The following is a 14969-nucleotide window of genomic DNA, read 5'->3' as shown; positions in this document are numbered from 1 at the left end:
GGAACGCCCGGGCCGCTGGCCCGGGCGTTTTTCATCGTGGATTGCGGTGCCGACCATTGATAAGGCAATCATGTTGATCTATCTTGATGATCCCGCAGCGCGCCGGGGGGCGGCGCTCGCAGCCGGATTGGGCACAGTTGCCCGTTGTAATGGATGTTGTCGGACAAAATTTATTGCGCTGTATCAAGGAATGTATACGGCGGTGTCGCAAACCGGATATGGGTTTGCGACGGGCTTACCTTAGAATCATTGAAACTTCATGAAATCGTCGATAAAGCCGGCACCACGACTGGCCTGGATTTCATCAGACGGATAAGAAACAAACGATAGAGCAGGAAGGGAACCATCAAGATGAGCAATACTGTCACGCGCGCCGATTTCGACCAGGTCATGGTCCCCAATTACGGCCCGGCCGGCTTCATTCCGGTCAAGGGCCTGGGTTCCCGCGTATGGGACCAGAGCGGCCGCGAATTCATCGATTTCGCCGGCGGCATCGCCGTCAACTCGCTGGGCCACTGCCACCCGCAGCTGGTGGCGGCCTTGACCGAGCAAGCTTCCAAGCTGTGGCACGTGTCCAATGTGTTCACCAACGAGCCGGTCTTGAAGTTGGGCAAGCTGCTGACCGAGACCACTTTCGCCGAGCGCGTGTTCTTCTGCAACTCTGGCGCGGAAGCCAATGAAGCCGCCTTCAAACTGGCGCGTAAATACGGCTCCGATCACTTCGGTCCGGAAAAGAACCAGATCCTGGCCTGCAAGAACTCCTTCCACGGCCGCACCCTGTTCACCGTCAGCGTCGGCGGCCAGCCCAAGTACACCGAAGGCTTCGGCCCGGTGCCGGGCGGCATCGCCCACTTCGAATACAACGACATCGAATCGCTGAAGGCGGCCATCTCCGACCAGACCTGTGCGCTGGTGATCGAACCCATCCAGGGCGAGGGCGGCGTGATGCCGGCCGACCAGGCCTTCCTGCAAGCCGCGCGCGAGCTGTGCGACCAGCACAACGCGCTGTTGGTGTTCGACGAAGTGCAGAGCGGCGTAGGCCGCACCGGCTCGCTGTTCGCCTACCAGGAATACGGCGTGACCCCGGACATCCTCAGCTCCGCCAAGGGCATAGGCGGCGGCTTCCCGATCGGCGCGATGCTGACCACCGAGAAAGTGGCCAAGAGCTTCGGCATCGGCACCCACGGCTCCACCTACGGCGGCAATCCGCTGGCCTGCGCGGTGGCGCACAAGGTGCTGGAGCTGGTGAACGAACCGGCGGTACTGGACGGCGTGCGCGCCAAGCACCAGCGCTTCGTCGACGGCCTGAACGCGATCAACGCCAAATACCAGGTGTTCAAGACCGTGCGCGGCATGGGCCTGCTGCTGGGCTGCGTGCTGACCGACGCTTACGCCGGCCGCGCCAAGGAGTTTCTGAAAGCCGCTGAAAAGCAGGGCCTGATGTTGCTGGTGGCCGGCCTGAGCGTGGTGCGCCTGGCGCCGTCGCTGGTGATCGAGGACCGGGACATCGACGAAGGCCTGGCGCGTTTCGACGCGGCCGTCGCCGAACTGGTCGCCGGTCAATAAGCGCCCGCGGCACCGATTCCGGGCGGTCGTCGCGGCCGCCCTTGCTCCAGACACAATACCGTTATCCGCCCACGTTCCTGTCCTCGGCAGGCGCGCGGGCGATGCTGCGCCGCGGTCTCGCCGCGGCACGGCCGGATTTCAGCGATAAGGGAGATGTCCCATGCTTACCGTGCGTCCCGTCCGCACCTCCGATCTGCCCGCCATCGAACGCATGGCGGTGGCCAGCGGCATCGGCGTTACCAGCTTGCCCAACAACCGGGAAAAGCTGTTCGAGCGCATCCAGCAGTCCGTGTCCGCCTTCGAGCACGAAGCCATCGGCGACTCCGGCTGTGAATACTATATGTTCGTGCTGGAGGAAGACGGCCAGGTGCTGGGCACCGCGTCCATCAACGCCTCCGCCGGCTTCGACGAGCCCTTCTACAGCTACCGCAGCGAAATCTTCGTCCACGCCTCGCGCGCGCTGAAGGTCAACAACCGCGTGCACGTGCTGAACATGTGCCACGACCTGACCGGCATGGTGCAGCTGTGCGGCTTCTACGTGGACGGCCATCTGGAGCCCTTGGCCGCCGAACTGCTGTCGCGCGCCCGGCTGCTGTTCATCGCCAGCAAGCGCGAGCGCTTCGGCCGCCGCGTGATCGCGGAGATGCAGGGCATCCACGACGACGCCGGCCAATCGCCGTTCTGGAACGCCATCGGCCGCCGCTTCTTCAATATGGATTTCCTGCAGGTGGAGCAGGCCTTCGTCAGCCACAGCAAGACCTTCATCGCCGAGCTGATGCCCAGCTACCCGATCTACGTGCCGCTGCTGCCGGACGAGGCGCAGCACTCGATAGGCCAGATCCACGCCAGCTTCGAACGCTCCTGCCAGCTGCTGTGCAACGAGGGTTTCGAAGCCGACAACTACATCGACATCTTCGACGGCGGCGCGGTGCTGACCGCCGAGGTGGACCGCCTGAAAACGCTGGAAAACAGCCGTTGCTACCCGGTGGAAGTGCTGGCCAGCCTGCCGGAGCAGGCGCAGCCGCAGTTGTTGAGCAATCTTGAATCCAGCGAGTTTTCCGCCGCGGTGTGCCGCGTGGCGGTGGTGGACGGCGTCGCCTTCATCAATCCCGACGCCGCCCGCGCGCTGGGTCTCGCCAGCGGCGGCCAGGTCCAGGTGGCCGGCCTGCAGCAGAAGGAGTCCGCAGCATGATGTTCATCCGCCCCGTAGCCCACAAGGACCTGGACGGCCTGATGAATCTGGCGCGCAGCGCCGGCGTCGGCCTGACCTCGCTGCCGGTCAACGAAGAGAGGCTGTCGCGCCGCATCGCCCGCTCGGTGCTGTCCTTCGCCGGCGAACTGGACAAGGCCGACCAAGGCTATGTCTTCGTGATGGAGGACGGCGCCACCGGCGCCATCGCCGGCATCTGCGCGCTGGAAGCCGCGGTGGGCCTGAAGGAGCCGTGGTACAACTACCGCGTCGGCACCATCGTCCACGCCTCCGAGGAGTTGGGCGTCTACTCGCGCCACGACACCCTGTTCCTGTCCAACGACCACACCGGCTATTCCGAGCTGTGCACGCTGTTCCTGCACCCGGACTACCGCGCCAACCGCAACGGCGGCCTGCTGTCCAAGAGCCGCTTCCTGTTCCTGGCCCAGTTCCCGCAGCTGTTCGGCAAGCTGGTGGTGGCCGAGATGCGCGGCGTGTCCGACGAGGCCGGCCGCTCGCCGTTCTGGGAAGGCCTGGGCCGTCATTTCTTCTCCATCGATTTCGCCCACGCCGACTACCTGACCGGCGTCGGCCAGAAGGCCTTCGTCGCCGAGCTGATGCCCAAGCACCCGGTCTACATCGACTTCCTGCCGCCGGAGGCGCAGGCGGTGATCGGCCAGACCCACGAAAACACCCGCCCGGCGGTGGCGATGCTGGAATCCGAGGGCTTCCGCTACGAAGGCTATGTCGACATCTTCGACGCCGGCCCGACAGTGCAGACCTATACCAGCGAAATCCGCGCGGTGAAGGAAAGCGCGGCGGTGGCGGCGCGGCTGGCGGACCCGCTGCCGGAAGGCGACAAGAACTTCTACCTGGTGTCCAACGACTCGCTGGCCGGCTTCCGCGTCATCCTAGCCGAGACGCTGGCGCCCACCCATGAAATCCTGCTGACGCCGGAACAGGCGCAGGCGCTGAACGTGGAAGAGGGCGGCCATCTGCGCTGCGTCGCGCTCTACCCCAAGGAGAATGCATAGTGAGCAGCTTATTCATCAACGGACAGTGGCTGGAGGGCGCCGGCGCGGCGCTGAGCAAAACCAATCCGGCCGACAATAGCCCGCTGTGGCAGGGCCGCGCCGCCGACGCCGCCCAGGTGGACGCCGCCGTGGCCGCCGGCCGCGCCGCGTTCAAGCACTGGGCGCGCACGCCGCTGGACGCGCGCGCGGCGGTGGCCAAGCGCTTCGGTGAACTCCTGAGCGCCAACAAGGACGCGCTGGCCCGCGTCATCGCCCAGGAAACCGGCAAGCCGCTGTGGGAGGCGCAGACCGAAGTGACCACCATGGTCAACAAGGTGGACATCTCGCTGAAGTCCTACCACGAGCGCACCGGCGAACGCGCCGCCGCCATGGGCGACGCCCAGGCGGTGCTGCGCCACAAGCCGCACGGCGTGGTGGCGGTGTTCGGCCCCTACAACTTCCCCGGCCACCTGCCCAACGGCCACATCGTGCCGGCGCTGTTGGCCGGCAACGCGGTGATCTTCAAGCCGTCCGAGCTGACGCCGTGGACCGCGCAGGAAACGGTGCGCTTGTGGGCCGAAGCCGGCCTGCCGGCCGGGGTGATCGCGCTGCTGCAAGGCGCGCGCGACACCGGCGCGGCGCTGGCCGGCCACGCCGGCATCGACGGCCTGTTCTTCACCGGCAGTTCCGCCACCGGCGCGCTGCTGCACAAGAACTTCGCCGGCCACCCGGACAAGATCCTGGCCTTGGAAATGGGCGGCAACAATCCGCTGATCGTGGAAGGCGTCCAGGACATCGACGCCGCCGTCCACCACATCGTCCAGTCCGCCTTCGTCTCCGCCGGCCAGCGCTGCACCTGCGCGCGCCGCTTGCTGGTGCCGCAAGGCGCCTGGGGCGACGCGCTGCTGGCGCGGCTGGTGGAGGTGACGGCCAAGCTGCGCGTCGGCAAATACGACGCCGAGCCGGCGCCCTTCATGGGCGCGGTGATCTCCAGCGCCGCCGCCGAGGCGCTGCTGCAAGCCCAGGCCGCGATGCTGGCCGCCGGCGGCAAGGCGCTGCTGGAAATGCGCCGGCTGACGCCGGACGCGGCGCTGCTGAGCCCGGGCATCATCGACACCACCGCCGCCACGCGTCCGGACGAGGAATACTTCGGCCCGCTGCTGCAAGTGATTCGCTACGCCGATTTCGACCAGGCCATCGCCATCGCCAACGACACCCGCTTCGGCCTGGCCGGCGGGGTGCTGTCCGACGAGCGCGCGCTGTACGAGCGCTATCTGCTGGAAAGCCGCGCCGGCGTGGTCAACTGGAACAAGCCCTTGACCGGCGCCTCCAGCGCCGCGCCTTTCGGCGGCGTCGGCGCTTCCGGCAACCATCGCGCCAGCGCCTACTACGCTGCCGACTACTGCGCGTATCCGGTGGCCTCGCTGGAATGCGACAGCCTGGCCGTGCCGGCGCAGCTGTCTCCCGGCATGGTGTTTTAAGAACGTGTTTACGATCTCGCGAGCTAAGGCGAAACAAGGCGAAAACGAGCGAAAAAGCGGAATGTACGAGTGGTACATGAGCATTTTGAGGGCGTACTCACCGTGTCACGTTTCACGACGCGCCGCAGATCGTAAACAGGTTCTTAAGAGCACCCCCTCTCCCCAACCCCTCTCCCGCAAGGGGAGAGGGACTGAAGGCTGAGTGAGACGCCAGTTCATTCGTGCAGTAAGCGCGGGTGGTGCGGTTTTCTCCCCTCTCCCCTCGTGGGAGAGGGGGCGTGTAGTCAACGCAAAAGAGTTAGGTGGCGAGAAGGGGCCAGATGGCCGTCCCGCCATTCAGATGGATTGAGGCAAGGGAGCATTCTCCAAATGAACGCCTATGAAGTGAATTTCGACGGCCTGGTGGGCCCGACCCACAATTACAGCGGCCTGTCCTTCGGCAATGTGGCGTCCACCAGCAACGTCAGCGCCGCGTCCAACCCCAAGCTGGCCGCCAAGCAGGGCCTGGCCAAGATGAAGGCCTTGCACGACCTGGGCTTCAAGCAGGGCGTGCTGGCCCCGCACGAGCGTCCGGATGTGGCCAGCCTGCGGCTGCTGGGCTTTGGCGGCAGCGACGCCGAGGTGGTGGCGCGCGCAGCGAAGGAAGCGCCGGCCATCCTGGCGGCGGCCTGCTCGGCCTCCTGCATGTGGACCGCCAACGCCGCCACCGTCAGCCCGTCCGGCGACACCGCCGACGGCCGCGTGCATTTCACTCCGGCCAATCTGAACAATAAATTCCACCGCTCGATCGAGCATCCGACCACGCGCCGGCTGCTGCAGGCGATGTTCGCCGACGAGTCCCGCTTCGCCGTGCATCCGGCCTTGCCGGCGCAAATGCACTTCGGCGACGAGGGCGCGGCCAACCACACCCGTTTCTGCGCCGAGTACGACGGCCCGGGCGTGGAGTTCTTCGTGTTCGGCGCGGCGGCTTTCGACGCCCGCTATCCCAAGCCGGCCAAGTTCCCGGCGCGCCAGACTCTGGAAGCCTGCCAGGCGGTGGCGCGCTTGCACGGCCTGAGCGCGGAGCGCGTGGTCTACGCGCAGCAGGACCCGGACACCATAGACGCCGGCGTGTTCCACAACGACGTGATTTCGGTGGGCAACCGCCAGGTGCTGTTCCACCACCAGAAGTCTTTCCTCAATCAGCAGCAGGTGCTGGCCGAGCTGAGCGCCAAGCTGGCCGCGGCCGGCGGCGACTTTGTGTCGGTGGAGGTGCCGGCGGCCGAGGTCAGCATCGAGGAGGCGGTGAAGAGCTATCTGTTCAACAGCCAGTTGCTGTCCAGGCCGGACGGCAAGATGATCATCGTGGTGCCGGAAGAGTGCCGCAATCAGCCGCGGGTGTGGGCATACCTAAGCAAGCTGGTCGCCAGCGGCGGGCCCATCGCCGAGGTCAAGGTGTTCGACCTCAAGCAAAGCATGCAGAACGGCGGCGGCCCCGCCTGCCTGCGGCTGCGCGTGGCGCTGTCGGCGGCGGAAATCGCCGCGGTCAATCCCAAGGTGCTGATGAGCGACGCGCTGTTCGCCACGCTCAATAGCTGGGTGGACCGCCATTACCGCGACCGGCTGAGCAGCGAAGACCTGGCCGATCCGCAGTTGCTGATCGAGAGCCGCACCGCGCTGGACGAGTTGAGCGGCATCCTGGGCCTGGGCTCGGTGTATCCGTTCCAGCTGGGCTGAAGCAAGCGGAACCCGCGCCTGATTTCGAGTCGGGCGCGCTAGCGAAACAGGCCGGGAATCCCGGCCTGTTTTGCGTTTGAAGCGGCGGCGTCCGTCCGGATGCGCCGCTCTTGTCGTCGGGATGATGACAGCTTTTCTTTCCCCATAAACTGTACTGATTGATGGTATCTATTTCGAAAATGTCATCTATTTTTGGTTTTTAATGTTGTTTGACATGACAAAAGTCATGTGATAGCTTGAATGACATTGGAATATATTGATCGGTACGGCTTGCCGATTTAGGCCTCCAGGCCATGGGGGACACGGGTTTGCGGCGCGGCCGGCAGCGGCGGCGCGGCGGTCTGGATTCGGCGGGGGTGGAGACGGCGCGGCGCCTGCTGCGCTTTTGCAACGGGATGCGGCCTGGCCTTTAGTACTGACCGGGCGGGCGGCGGGTTTGGACGCCGGAACGGACGCGGCGCGTCTCCGGCGATGCTTTGGCGGTTTGTGGTTGTTGTTGATTGCGAATGAGAGTGCCGGTTGGGTTTTCCGCCGCTGCGACGCGCAGTTCATCGCGGCTCCTTTTGTCTTGAATCCACTTCAAGTGCCAATACACCATGAAATATCACTGCATCGGCATCGGCAGCGGGCCGTCCAATCTGAGCGTGGCTTCGCTCTTGCACGGCCAGCACGACATCAAGAGCATTTTCTTCGAACAGAAGCCGGCCTTCTCCTGGCACGACGGCATGATGATTCCCGGCGCCGGGCTGCAAGTGTCCCTGTTCAAGGACCTGGTCACGCTGGCGGACCCGACCAACCGCTTCTCCTTTGTGTCCTATCTGCATCAGCACGGCAGATTGCTGCAGTTTCTCAACGCGCGTTTCGATCAGGTGTCGCGGCTGGAATTCCGCGACTATCTGAAATGGGCGGCGGAGAGCAACGACAACATCTGCTTCGGCGAGCGGGTGCTGGAGGTGGATTTCGTCGACGGCGCCTACGTGGTGCAGACCAGCAAGCGGCGGGTGCAGGGCGACAACGTGGTCGTCGGCGTCGGCATCGTGCCGGACGTGCCGGACTTCGCGCGCTCCTGTCTGAACGAGAGCACGCATTTCCACGTCAACGATTTCGCCGCCAAGTCCGGCGTCACTGCCGGCAAGCGCGTGCTGGTCATCGGCGGCGGCCAGTCCGGCGCCGAGGCGGTGCTGGAGCTGCTGCGCCGCGGCGGCGACCAGGCGCCGGCCGCGCTCAGCTGGCTGTCGCGGCGGGAGAATTATTTTCCGCTCGACGATTCCCCCTTCACCAACGATCTGTATACGCCAACGCATTCCAATTATTTTTACGAGCAGGACGAGACCTTCCGCCGCGAATTCCTCAAGCGCAACCTGCTCAGCAGCGACGGCATTTCCGAGTGCACCCTGCGCAGCATCTACCAACAGATTTATACGCTGCGCTTCATCGCGCGCGCGCCTATCGACATCCGGCTGCTGCCCTTCCGCGAAGTGCGCGCCATTGGCCGGAACGGCGAGCGCTGGTCCGTCGCCGCCAGCCACCTGGGCGCCCATGAGTCCGAAACGCTGGACGCGGACGTGGTGATCTGGGCCAGCGGCTTCAAGCCGGCGCCCACCCCCTTTCTGCAGCCGCTACGAGAGAGGCTGGAGCGCGAGGGCGAGGAGATCGCCGTCGACCGCGATTACGCGGCGCTGGGCAAGCTGCCGCGCAACCGCAGCCTGTTCATCCTGAACGCCATCCGCCAGCAGCGCGGCCTGGCCGATCCCAACCTCAGCCTGACCGCCTGGCGCAGCCAGATCGTCATCAACCGCATGCTGGACGCGCCGCGCGCCGGCAATGCGGACGCGGCCTTCGTGTCCTGGGCGCCGCTGGCCGCGACGCGCGCGGACGAGCGCAAGAACAAGAGGGAATGGGCATGAGGGCGCCGCATATCGTCGTCGTCGGCGGCGGCATTCTCGGCTGCACCATAGCCTCGCGCCTGCTGGAGCGCGAGCCGCGTGCCCGGCTCACCCTGGTGGACCGCGGCCTGATCGGCTCGGGGGCGTCGATGTATTCCGCCGGCGTCCATTTCCCGGTGGGCCGCTCCGAGCGCGTGCGCCGCCTGAGCGCCGTCAGCGCCGATTACTACCAGACCCTGAGCGCCAGCCATCCGCAGCTGCCGATGCACGGCTTCGACTTCTTCGTCGCCGCCGACGCGGCCGACGCCGAGGCGGTGCGCGCCCGCTGCGCCGGCCTGCTGCCTGTGACGGCGGAGGAGAGGCTGAGCCTTGCGTCGGACTTGCCGGCCGGCCGCGAGCTGTGGCGGCTGCCGGCCTGCCATGTGACGGATGTGCAGGCGCTGGCGCTCTGGCAGGCGCGGCGTCTGCGCGAGCGCGCCGAAGTGCTGGAGGGCGTCGGGGTGGAGGCGCTGGACGAGGGCGCCGACGGCGTCCGCGTCGTCCTGTCCAGCGGCCGGACGCTGGCCGCCGACGCCGTGGCGCTGGCCCCCGGCCCATGGGCCAACGAGGGCTGCTGGCGCGAGCTGACCGCCGCGCTCGGCATCCGCGTCAAGAAAGTGGTGGCCCTGCATCTGCAGCGGCCGCCCGAGGAGGGGCGGGCGCTGTTCTTCCCCGTCGAGGACGCCTTTCTGGCGCCGCTGCCGCATCGCGGGCACTGGCTGTTCAGCTACACCTGCCAGCAATGGGACCCGGCGCCCGAAGCGGGCCGGCTGGAGGCCCGCGAGATCGCCGAGGCGCGCGAGGCGCTGCTGGGCGTCGCGCCGGCCTTGGCGCCGCTGCTGGGTTCGGGCCGGGTGTTCTGCGACGCCTACAGCCCAAGCCGCGAGCCGCTGGCGCAATATGTCGGCCGCCATCAACGCATTCTGTTCGTCGGAGCGGGCAACGGCTCCGGTTATCGGCTGGCGCCCGGCATCGCCGCGGAGGCCGTCGCCCTGCTCAACCCCACACTCACCACCGGATAGCCGACCATGGACATCATTGACTTGAACCAAGCGCAGCGGGCGCCCGCTTTTGGCATCGAAATGGCCGCCATCGCCGGCCTGGGCGAGGGGGAGCCGCTGCGCCTGGCCTACGGCGTCGTCGAGCCGGGCGGGGAAAGCCGGCCGCACAAGCACGACGAGCTGGAGGCCTTCCTGATCCTCAGCGGCGAGGGCGTCATCGACGCCGACGGCCGCCGTCAGCCGGTGAGCGCCGGCCATCTGGCGCTGTTCAAACCGTTCGAGATGCACGTGCTGCGCAATACCGGCACGCAGCCGCTGCGCTTCTGCGACTTCTACTGGCGGGACCCGGCCCGGCGCGCCGCCGCCGCGCGGGACAACGGCGCCTCGCGCTTGCAGGGACGTCCGGTGTTCGTGTTCTCCACGCCGCCGACGCCCAACGGCGACCTGCATCTTGGCCATCTGTCCGGCCCCTATCTGGGCGCCGACGTCTATGTGCGCTTCCTGCGCGCCAGCGGGCACGAGGCCTACCACCTGACCGGCAGCGACGATTACCAGAGCTATGTGGTGGGCCGCGCCCGCCAGGAAGACAGCAGTCCCCAGCGGGTGGCCAGCCATTATTCGGCGGCGATCAAGGCCACGCTGGACCTGATGGACATCCATCTGGATCAATACACCGTCACCACCCGCGACCCCGGCTACGCGGACGGCTTGCGCGATTTCTTCTCGCGGCTGGTGCGGGGCGGCGCCGAGCTGCGCTCGGACGCGGCGCTGTTCGACGCCGAAACCGGTGATTATCTGTACGAGGTGGACGTCGCCGCCAAATGCCCGAGCTGCGGCTCGCCCTGCGGCGGCAATATCTGCGAGGAGTGCGGCGAACCGAACAACTGCGTGGACCTGGACGCGCCGCGCTCGCGGCTGTCGGACGCGGCCCCGGTCACCGGCGCCATCCGCCGCTACATGATCAATCTGTCCGCCTTCAAGGACGCGGTGGAGCAGCATCAGCGCCTGGGCAAGGTGTCGCCGCGCTTGCAGCAGCTGGCGGAGCGGGTGCTGGCGCGCAAGGACTACTGGGTGCCCATCACCCACCCGGCGCAATGGGGGGTGCCGCCGGCGGAGGAGGTCGAGGGCAGCCAGGTGATCTGGGTGTGGCCGGAGATGGCTTACGGCTTCCTGCACGGCATCGCCGCGCTGGGCGGCCGGCTGGGCAAAGCGTGGAAAGCCGACCAGCCGCAGCCGGACTGGAAAATCGTCCATTTCTTCGGCTACGACAACAGCTATTACCACTCCATCCTGTACCCGGCGCTGTACCGGATGGCCTTCCCGGACTGGCGCTGCGACATCGACTACAACGAGAACGAGTTTTATCTTCTCGACGGCCTGAAGTTCTCCACCAGCCGCCGGCACGCGGTATGGGGCAAGGACATCCTGAGCCCGGACAGCGTGGACGCGGTGCGTTATTACCTGGCGCGGACCCGCGGCGAACAGGAGCGCACCAATTTCACGCTGGACGATTTCCACGCGCGGGTGGAAGGGACGCTGCTGGGCCAGTGGCAGCTCTGGCTGGCCGGCCTGGGCGAGCGCCTGCGGCAGGATTTCCAGCAAGAAGCGCCGGACGCCGGCAGCTGGACCGCCGCGCACACCGCCTATTTCGACGCGCTGAACCAGCGGCTGGCCAGCCTGAAAATCCATTACGGCGCCGATGGTTTCTCGCTCAACCGCGTGGCGGAGGAACTGGACGCGCTGGTGGCCGGCGCGCTGCGCTTCGCCCAATCGAACGAGCGCATCCGTCGCAACCCGGCGCTGCGCGACGAGTACCGGACCGCGATCGCGCTGGAACTGGCCGCGGCGCGGCTGCTGGCCCAGACCGCCGCCCCCTTGCTGCCGCGCTTCGCCCAGCGCCTGGGCCGCGCCTTGGGCATGGAGCGCGTCGACGTCTGGCCGGATAGCGCGACGCTGACGCCGCCGGGCGCGTCCCTGGACCTGGCGGAGCAGCGCTTCTTCACGCCGCTGCGCCAGCCGGCCGGCCCGCGGGAGGCGCAGGCATGAGCGGGCTGATTCCTCAAGCGCCGCGCGGCGAGGCCGTCGACCTGATCAACGCCATCGCGCTGCGCCGCTGCGACGATGAGCGGCATGTGATCCGTTTCCGCCAGGACGACGAGGTGCGGGTCTGGACCCTGGCCGAGCTGGACCGCAAGGCGGCGCGCGTGGCCCGCCGCTTGCGGGCGCTGGGTTTGCGACCGCGCGACCGCATCGGCGTGATGTCGCTGAACCACATCGAGTTCGTGCTGTTGGACCTGGCCATCCTGAAGCTGGGCGGCGTGACCGCGGGTTTCGAAGCCGGCCGTTACCGGCCTGAACAGATCGTCGACATCTACGGGCTGAAGGCGCTGTTCGCCGAAGGCATCGCCAGCGGCGGCGCGTTTTTCGACATCGCCGAGATCCAGGCCTGGGCGGAGGGCGCCGAGACCGAGGCCGCCGAGCCGCCCATGCACGCCGGCTATGACGCGGCCGATATCTTCGCGATCAAGTTCACCTCGGGCAGCACCGGCGCGCCCAAGGGGCTGGAGGCCACCGTCGCCAGCGCCAACAGTTCCATCAATGACACGCAGACCCTGTTCGCGCATCGGGACGGCGACAATCTGCTGGTGTTCCTGCGCCTGGTGCTGTTGCAGCAACGCTACTGGATCTACTCGGCGCTGGTCTACGGCCACGACCTCACGCTGTCCAATCTGGAGCAGGCGCTGGACATGGCCAGCGCCTGCGCTCCTACGGTGGTGATGGGGGTGCCCGGGTTTTACGAAGAACTGCGTGGCCGGCTGCTGAGCCGGCACGGAGACAGCGCGGCCGCCGAGCGCGGCGCGCAGATCCAGGCCGCGCTGGGCGGCCGCGTTCGTTATTTGTGGACCGGTTCCGCGCCGGCCAGCCGGGACGTGCTGGAGTTCTTCAATCATGCCGGCGTGCCGCTGTACGAGGGCTATGGCAGCAATGAGGCCTGCATCGTCGCCAAGAACCACCCGGGCGCCTTCCGGCTGGGCAGCGTGGGCCAGGTGCTGCCCGGCAAGAGCGTCCGCTTCGACCAGGACGGCATCCTGATCGTGGCCAGCCGCCATCCGGTCAATTGCCGCTATACCTGGTGCGATCCCGGGATCAATGAAAAGAGCTTCCTGCCCAGCGCCGAGGTCAAGACCTGGGACCTGGGCCATCTGGACGCGGACGGCTTCCTGTACATCCACGGCCGCATCGACGACATCGTTACGGTGACCAACGGCCGTAACGTGCTGGTGCGGCCGATAGAGGAGGGCTTGCGCCAGCACCCGCATATCCGGGAAGGGGTGCTGTACGGCACCGGCAAGCCCTTTGTCACGGCGATTCTGTCCCCGGACCTGGCCGCGGCGGACGCGGAGGCGTTGCGCCGGCATGTCGCGACGATGAATCAGAGGCTGTTTCAGGAGGAGCGCATCCTGGCCGTTGTCATCGCCGAGGAACCGTTTTCCATCGAGAACGGCCTGCTGAGTTCCCAATTCAAGCCCAAGCGCAAACTGATTTATCAGCGTTACGCGGCGCAACTGGACGAGATCTACGCCCGCCACGCGCGGACGCCGGAAGCGTTTTCCGAGGCGGCGGCGTATGTGCGGGATTGCCGGACGCCGCAGCCCTCCCTGAACCGCGACCCCGCCTAAACCCATGCAAGGAGCAAGCCATGACCTGGCGTAATCTGAAGGACCTCACCCTGGAAAACGAACGCGTGCGTCTGCGCCGGATTCAGATCGGCGACTACGCGGCTTTCGAGCGCATCGTATTCGAGCCCGCCATCTGGGAATACTTCGTCGCCCGCATCCAGACGCCGGACGATCTGGGACGCTTCATCGAGCAGGCGATACAGGACACCCTCAACGGCACGCGCATCGTGTTCGCCATCATCGACCGCCAGACCGACCGCATCGTCGGCAGCACCGCCTACGGCAATCTGGCCGAGGGCGAGCGGCGGCTGGAGATAGGCTGGTCCTGGCTGTGCCGGGACGCGCGCCGCACCGGCATCAACCGCGCGGTCAAGTTCGAGCTGCTCAAGCACGCCTTCGAGGCGCTGGAATGCGAGCGCGTGGAGTTCAAGACCGATGTGCTCAACGCCGGCGCCCGCGCCGGCCTGGCCGGCATCGGCGCGACGGAGGAGGGGGTGTTGCGCAGCTTCAACTTCATGCCCGGTGGCCGCCGCCGCGATGTCATCTACTACAGCGTGCTGCGCCGGGAGTGGGAACAGGTTCGCGACGAACGCTTCGCGGCGCTGGCCGCCGCGGCCAAGCCTTGAGCGGAAGCCGCCCCCTCATCAGTCATCGGAACAGGAAGGCCCCGCCTTCCCGGGAGCTTGAACATGAGAACGGAAGATTTCACCTTTGACGCCAACGGGCAGCGGCTGGCCGCCACCCGGGTGCAGCCGGAAGCCGGCGCGGCCAGCAGCATACTCACCCTGCACGGGCTGGGCCACATGTCCAACCGGCACACCATACGCTATGTGATCGACCACCTGGCCACGCATGGTCTGGGCTCGGTCTGCTTTGAGTTCTCCGGCAACGGCGACAGCAGCGGGGTGATGGAAGAATCATGTCTGCAGCGCCGCTACGGCGAAGTGCTGGCGGCGGCGGAGCACCTGGACAAGCGCGAGCCGCTAACCTTGATCGGCACCAGCATGGGCGGTCATCTCGCCGCCTGGCTCGCGCCCGTCTTGAAACCCGCCTGCCTGGTGCTGTTCTGCCCGGCCTGCTATCCGGCCGACGCCGTCGAATCCAAGTTCGACGGCAGCCTGGCCCGGCCGGGCTCTTATCCGGACTCGCCGGCCTATGCCGGCATCGGCGAATTCGGCGGCGACTTGCTGATCATCGGCGCCAGGAACGACGCGGTGGTACCCGCCGAGGCGCTGGACGGCTACCTGGCGGCGGCCCGGAACGCCCGTAGCAAGCACATCGTCTGGCTGGACGACTGCGATCATTTCATCCATCGCTGGCTGCCGCACCAGGACGCGCTGCGGCCGCGGCTGCTGAAAACGATACGAGACACTGTCCTGCAAGCGCGCGCTCGCTGAT

At 66.8% G+C, this 14969-nt stretch carries 11 protein-coding genes; all 11 read left to right on the top strand.

Annotated elements, in window-relative coordinates:
• Positions 1 to 351 precede the first annotated feature (351 nt).
• The 11 genes from JW897_RS07070 (at position 352) to JW897_RS07020 (ending at position 14968) form a co-directional block, all read left to right on the top strand.
• A complete protein-coding gene (locus JW897_RS07070; protein WP_205465631.1) occupies positions 352 to 1566 on the top strand; it encodes an aspartate aminotransferase family protein in 1215 nt (404 codons plus the stop codon).
• A 160-nt stretch (positions 1567 to 1726) separates the two neighbouring features.
• Positions 1727 to 2758 carry an arginine/ornithine succinyltransferase subunit alpha gene (aruF, locus tag JW897_RS07065; protein WP_048412373.1) on the top strand — a complete coding sequence of 344 codons (1032 nt, stop codon included), beginning with the start codon at positions 1727 to 1729 and terminating at the stop codon, positions 2756 to 2758.
• Complete coding sequence (gene astA / locus JW897_RS07060) at positions 2755 to 3789, top strand: arginine N-succinyltransferase (protein WP_048412372.1); 1035 nt, start codon at positions 2755 to 2757, stop codon at positions 3787 to 3789. Before aruF ends, astA begins: the two co-directional genes overlap by 4 nt.
• On the top strand, positions 3789 to 5249 hold the full coding sequence (gene astD, locus JW897_RS07055) for a succinylglutamate-semialdehyde dehydrogenase (protein ID WP_205465630.1): 1461 nt from the start codon (positions 3789 to 3791) through the stop codon (positions 5247 to 5249). The genes astA and astD overlap by 1 nt, the downstream gene beginning before the upstream one ends.
• A gap of 369 nt (positions 5250 to 5618) precedes the next feature.
• Positions 5619 to 6965 carry an N-succinylarginine dihydrolase gene (gene astB, locus JW897_RS07050; RefSeq protein ID WP_205465629.1) on the top strand — a complete coding sequence of 449 codons (1347 nt, stop codon included), beginning with the start codon at positions 5619 to 5621 and terminating at the stop codon, positions 6963 to 6965.
• 596 nt (positions 6966 to 7561) lie between these two features.
• Positions 7562 to 8872, top strand: coding sequence for a lysine N(6)-hydroxylase/L-ornithine N(5)-oxygenase family protein (locus JW897_RS07045; protein WP_205465628.1), 1311 nt, complete (start codon positions 7562 to 7564; stop codon positions 8870 to 8872).
• A complete protein-coding gene (locus JW897_RS07040) occupies positions 8869 to 9912 on the top strand; it encodes an NAD(P)/FAD-dependent oxidoreductase (RefSeq protein WP_205465627.1) in 1044 nt (347 codons plus the stop codon). Before JW897_RS07045 ends, JW897_RS07040 begins: the two co-directional genes overlap by 4 nt.
• 6 nt (positions 9913 to 9918) lie before the next feature.
• Positions 9919 to 11937: a class I tRNA ligase family protein gene (locus JW897_RS07035; protein WP_205465626.1), complete on the top strand. Its 2019-nt coding sequence runs from the start codon at positions 9919 to 9921 to the stop codon at positions 11935 to 11937.
• Positions 11934 to 13571, top strand: coding sequence for an AMP-binding protein (locus JW897_RS07030; RefSeq protein ID WP_205465625.1), 1638 nt, complete (start codon positions 11934 to 11936; stop codon positions 13569 to 13571). The genes JW897_RS07035 and JW897_RS07030 overlap by 4 nt, the downstream gene beginning before the upstream one ends.
• A gap of 20 nt (positions 13572 to 13591) precedes the next feature.
• On the top strand, positions 13592 to 14197 hold the full coding sequence (locus JW897_RS07025) for a GNAT family N-acetyltransferase (protein WP_048412367.1): 606 nt from the start codon (positions 13592 to 13594) through the stop codon (positions 14195 to 14197).
• 63 nt (positions 14198 to 14260) lie between these two features.
• Positions 14261 to 14968 carry an alpha/beta hydrolase gene (locus tag JW897_RS07020; protein WP_053077168.1) on the top strand — a complete coding sequence of 236 codons (708 nt, stop codon included), beginning with the start codon at positions 14261 to 14263 and terminating at the stop codon, positions 14966 to 14968.
• The last annotated feature ends 1 nt before the right edge of the window (position 14969 follow it).

The organism is Chromobacterium alkanivorans, from assembly GCF_016937655.1.
Taxonomy (GTDB): domain Bacteria; phylum Pseudomonadota; class Gammaproteobacteria; order Burkholderiales; family Chromobacteriaceae; genus Chromobacterium; species Chromobacterium alkanivorans.
This window is presented reverse-complemented; position numbering and strand designations above follow the sequence as displayed.

Bases quoted from the DNA above. Each gene is read 5' to 3' on its own strand.
- JW897_RS07040 (WP_205465627.1), top strand. From the start codon at position 8,869: ATGAGGGCGCCGCATATCGTCGTCGTCGGCGGCGGCATTCTCGGCTGC.
- JW897_RS07020 (WP_053077168.1), top strand. From the start codon at position 14,261: ATGAGAACGGAAGATTTCACCTTTGACGCCAACGGGCAGCGGCTGGCC.
- JW897_RS07035 (WP_205465626.1), top strand. From the start codon at position 9,919: ATGGACATCATTGACTTGAACCAAGCGCAGCGGGCGCCCGCTTTTGGC.
- JW897_RS07045 (WP_205465628.1), top strand. From the start codon at position 7,562: ATGAAATATCACTGCATCGGCATCGGCAGCGGGCCGTCCAATCTGAGC.
- JW897_RS07070 (WP_205465631.1), top strand. From the start codon at position 352: ATGAGCAATACTGTCACGCGCGCCGATTTCGACCAGGTCATGGTCCCC.
- JW897_RS07030 (WP_205465625.1), top strand. From the start codon at position 11,934: ATGAGCGGGCTGATTCCTCAAGCGCCGCGCGGCGAGGCCGTCGACCTG.
- JW897_RS07025 (WP_048412367.1), top strand. From the start codon at position 13,592: ATGACCTGGCGTAATCTGAAGGACCTCACCCTGGAAAACGAACGCGTG.
- astB (WP_205465629.1), top strand. From the start codon at position 5,619: ATGAACGCCTATGAAGTGAATTTCGACGGCCTGGTGGGCCCGACCCAC.
- aruF (WP_048412373.1), top strand. From the start codon at position 1,727: ATGCTTACCGTGCGTCCCGTCCGCACCTCCGATCTGCCCGCCATCGAA.
- astA (WP_048412372.1), top strand. From the start codon at position 2,755: ATGATGTTCATCCGCCCCGTAGCCCACAAGGACCTGGACGGCCTGATG.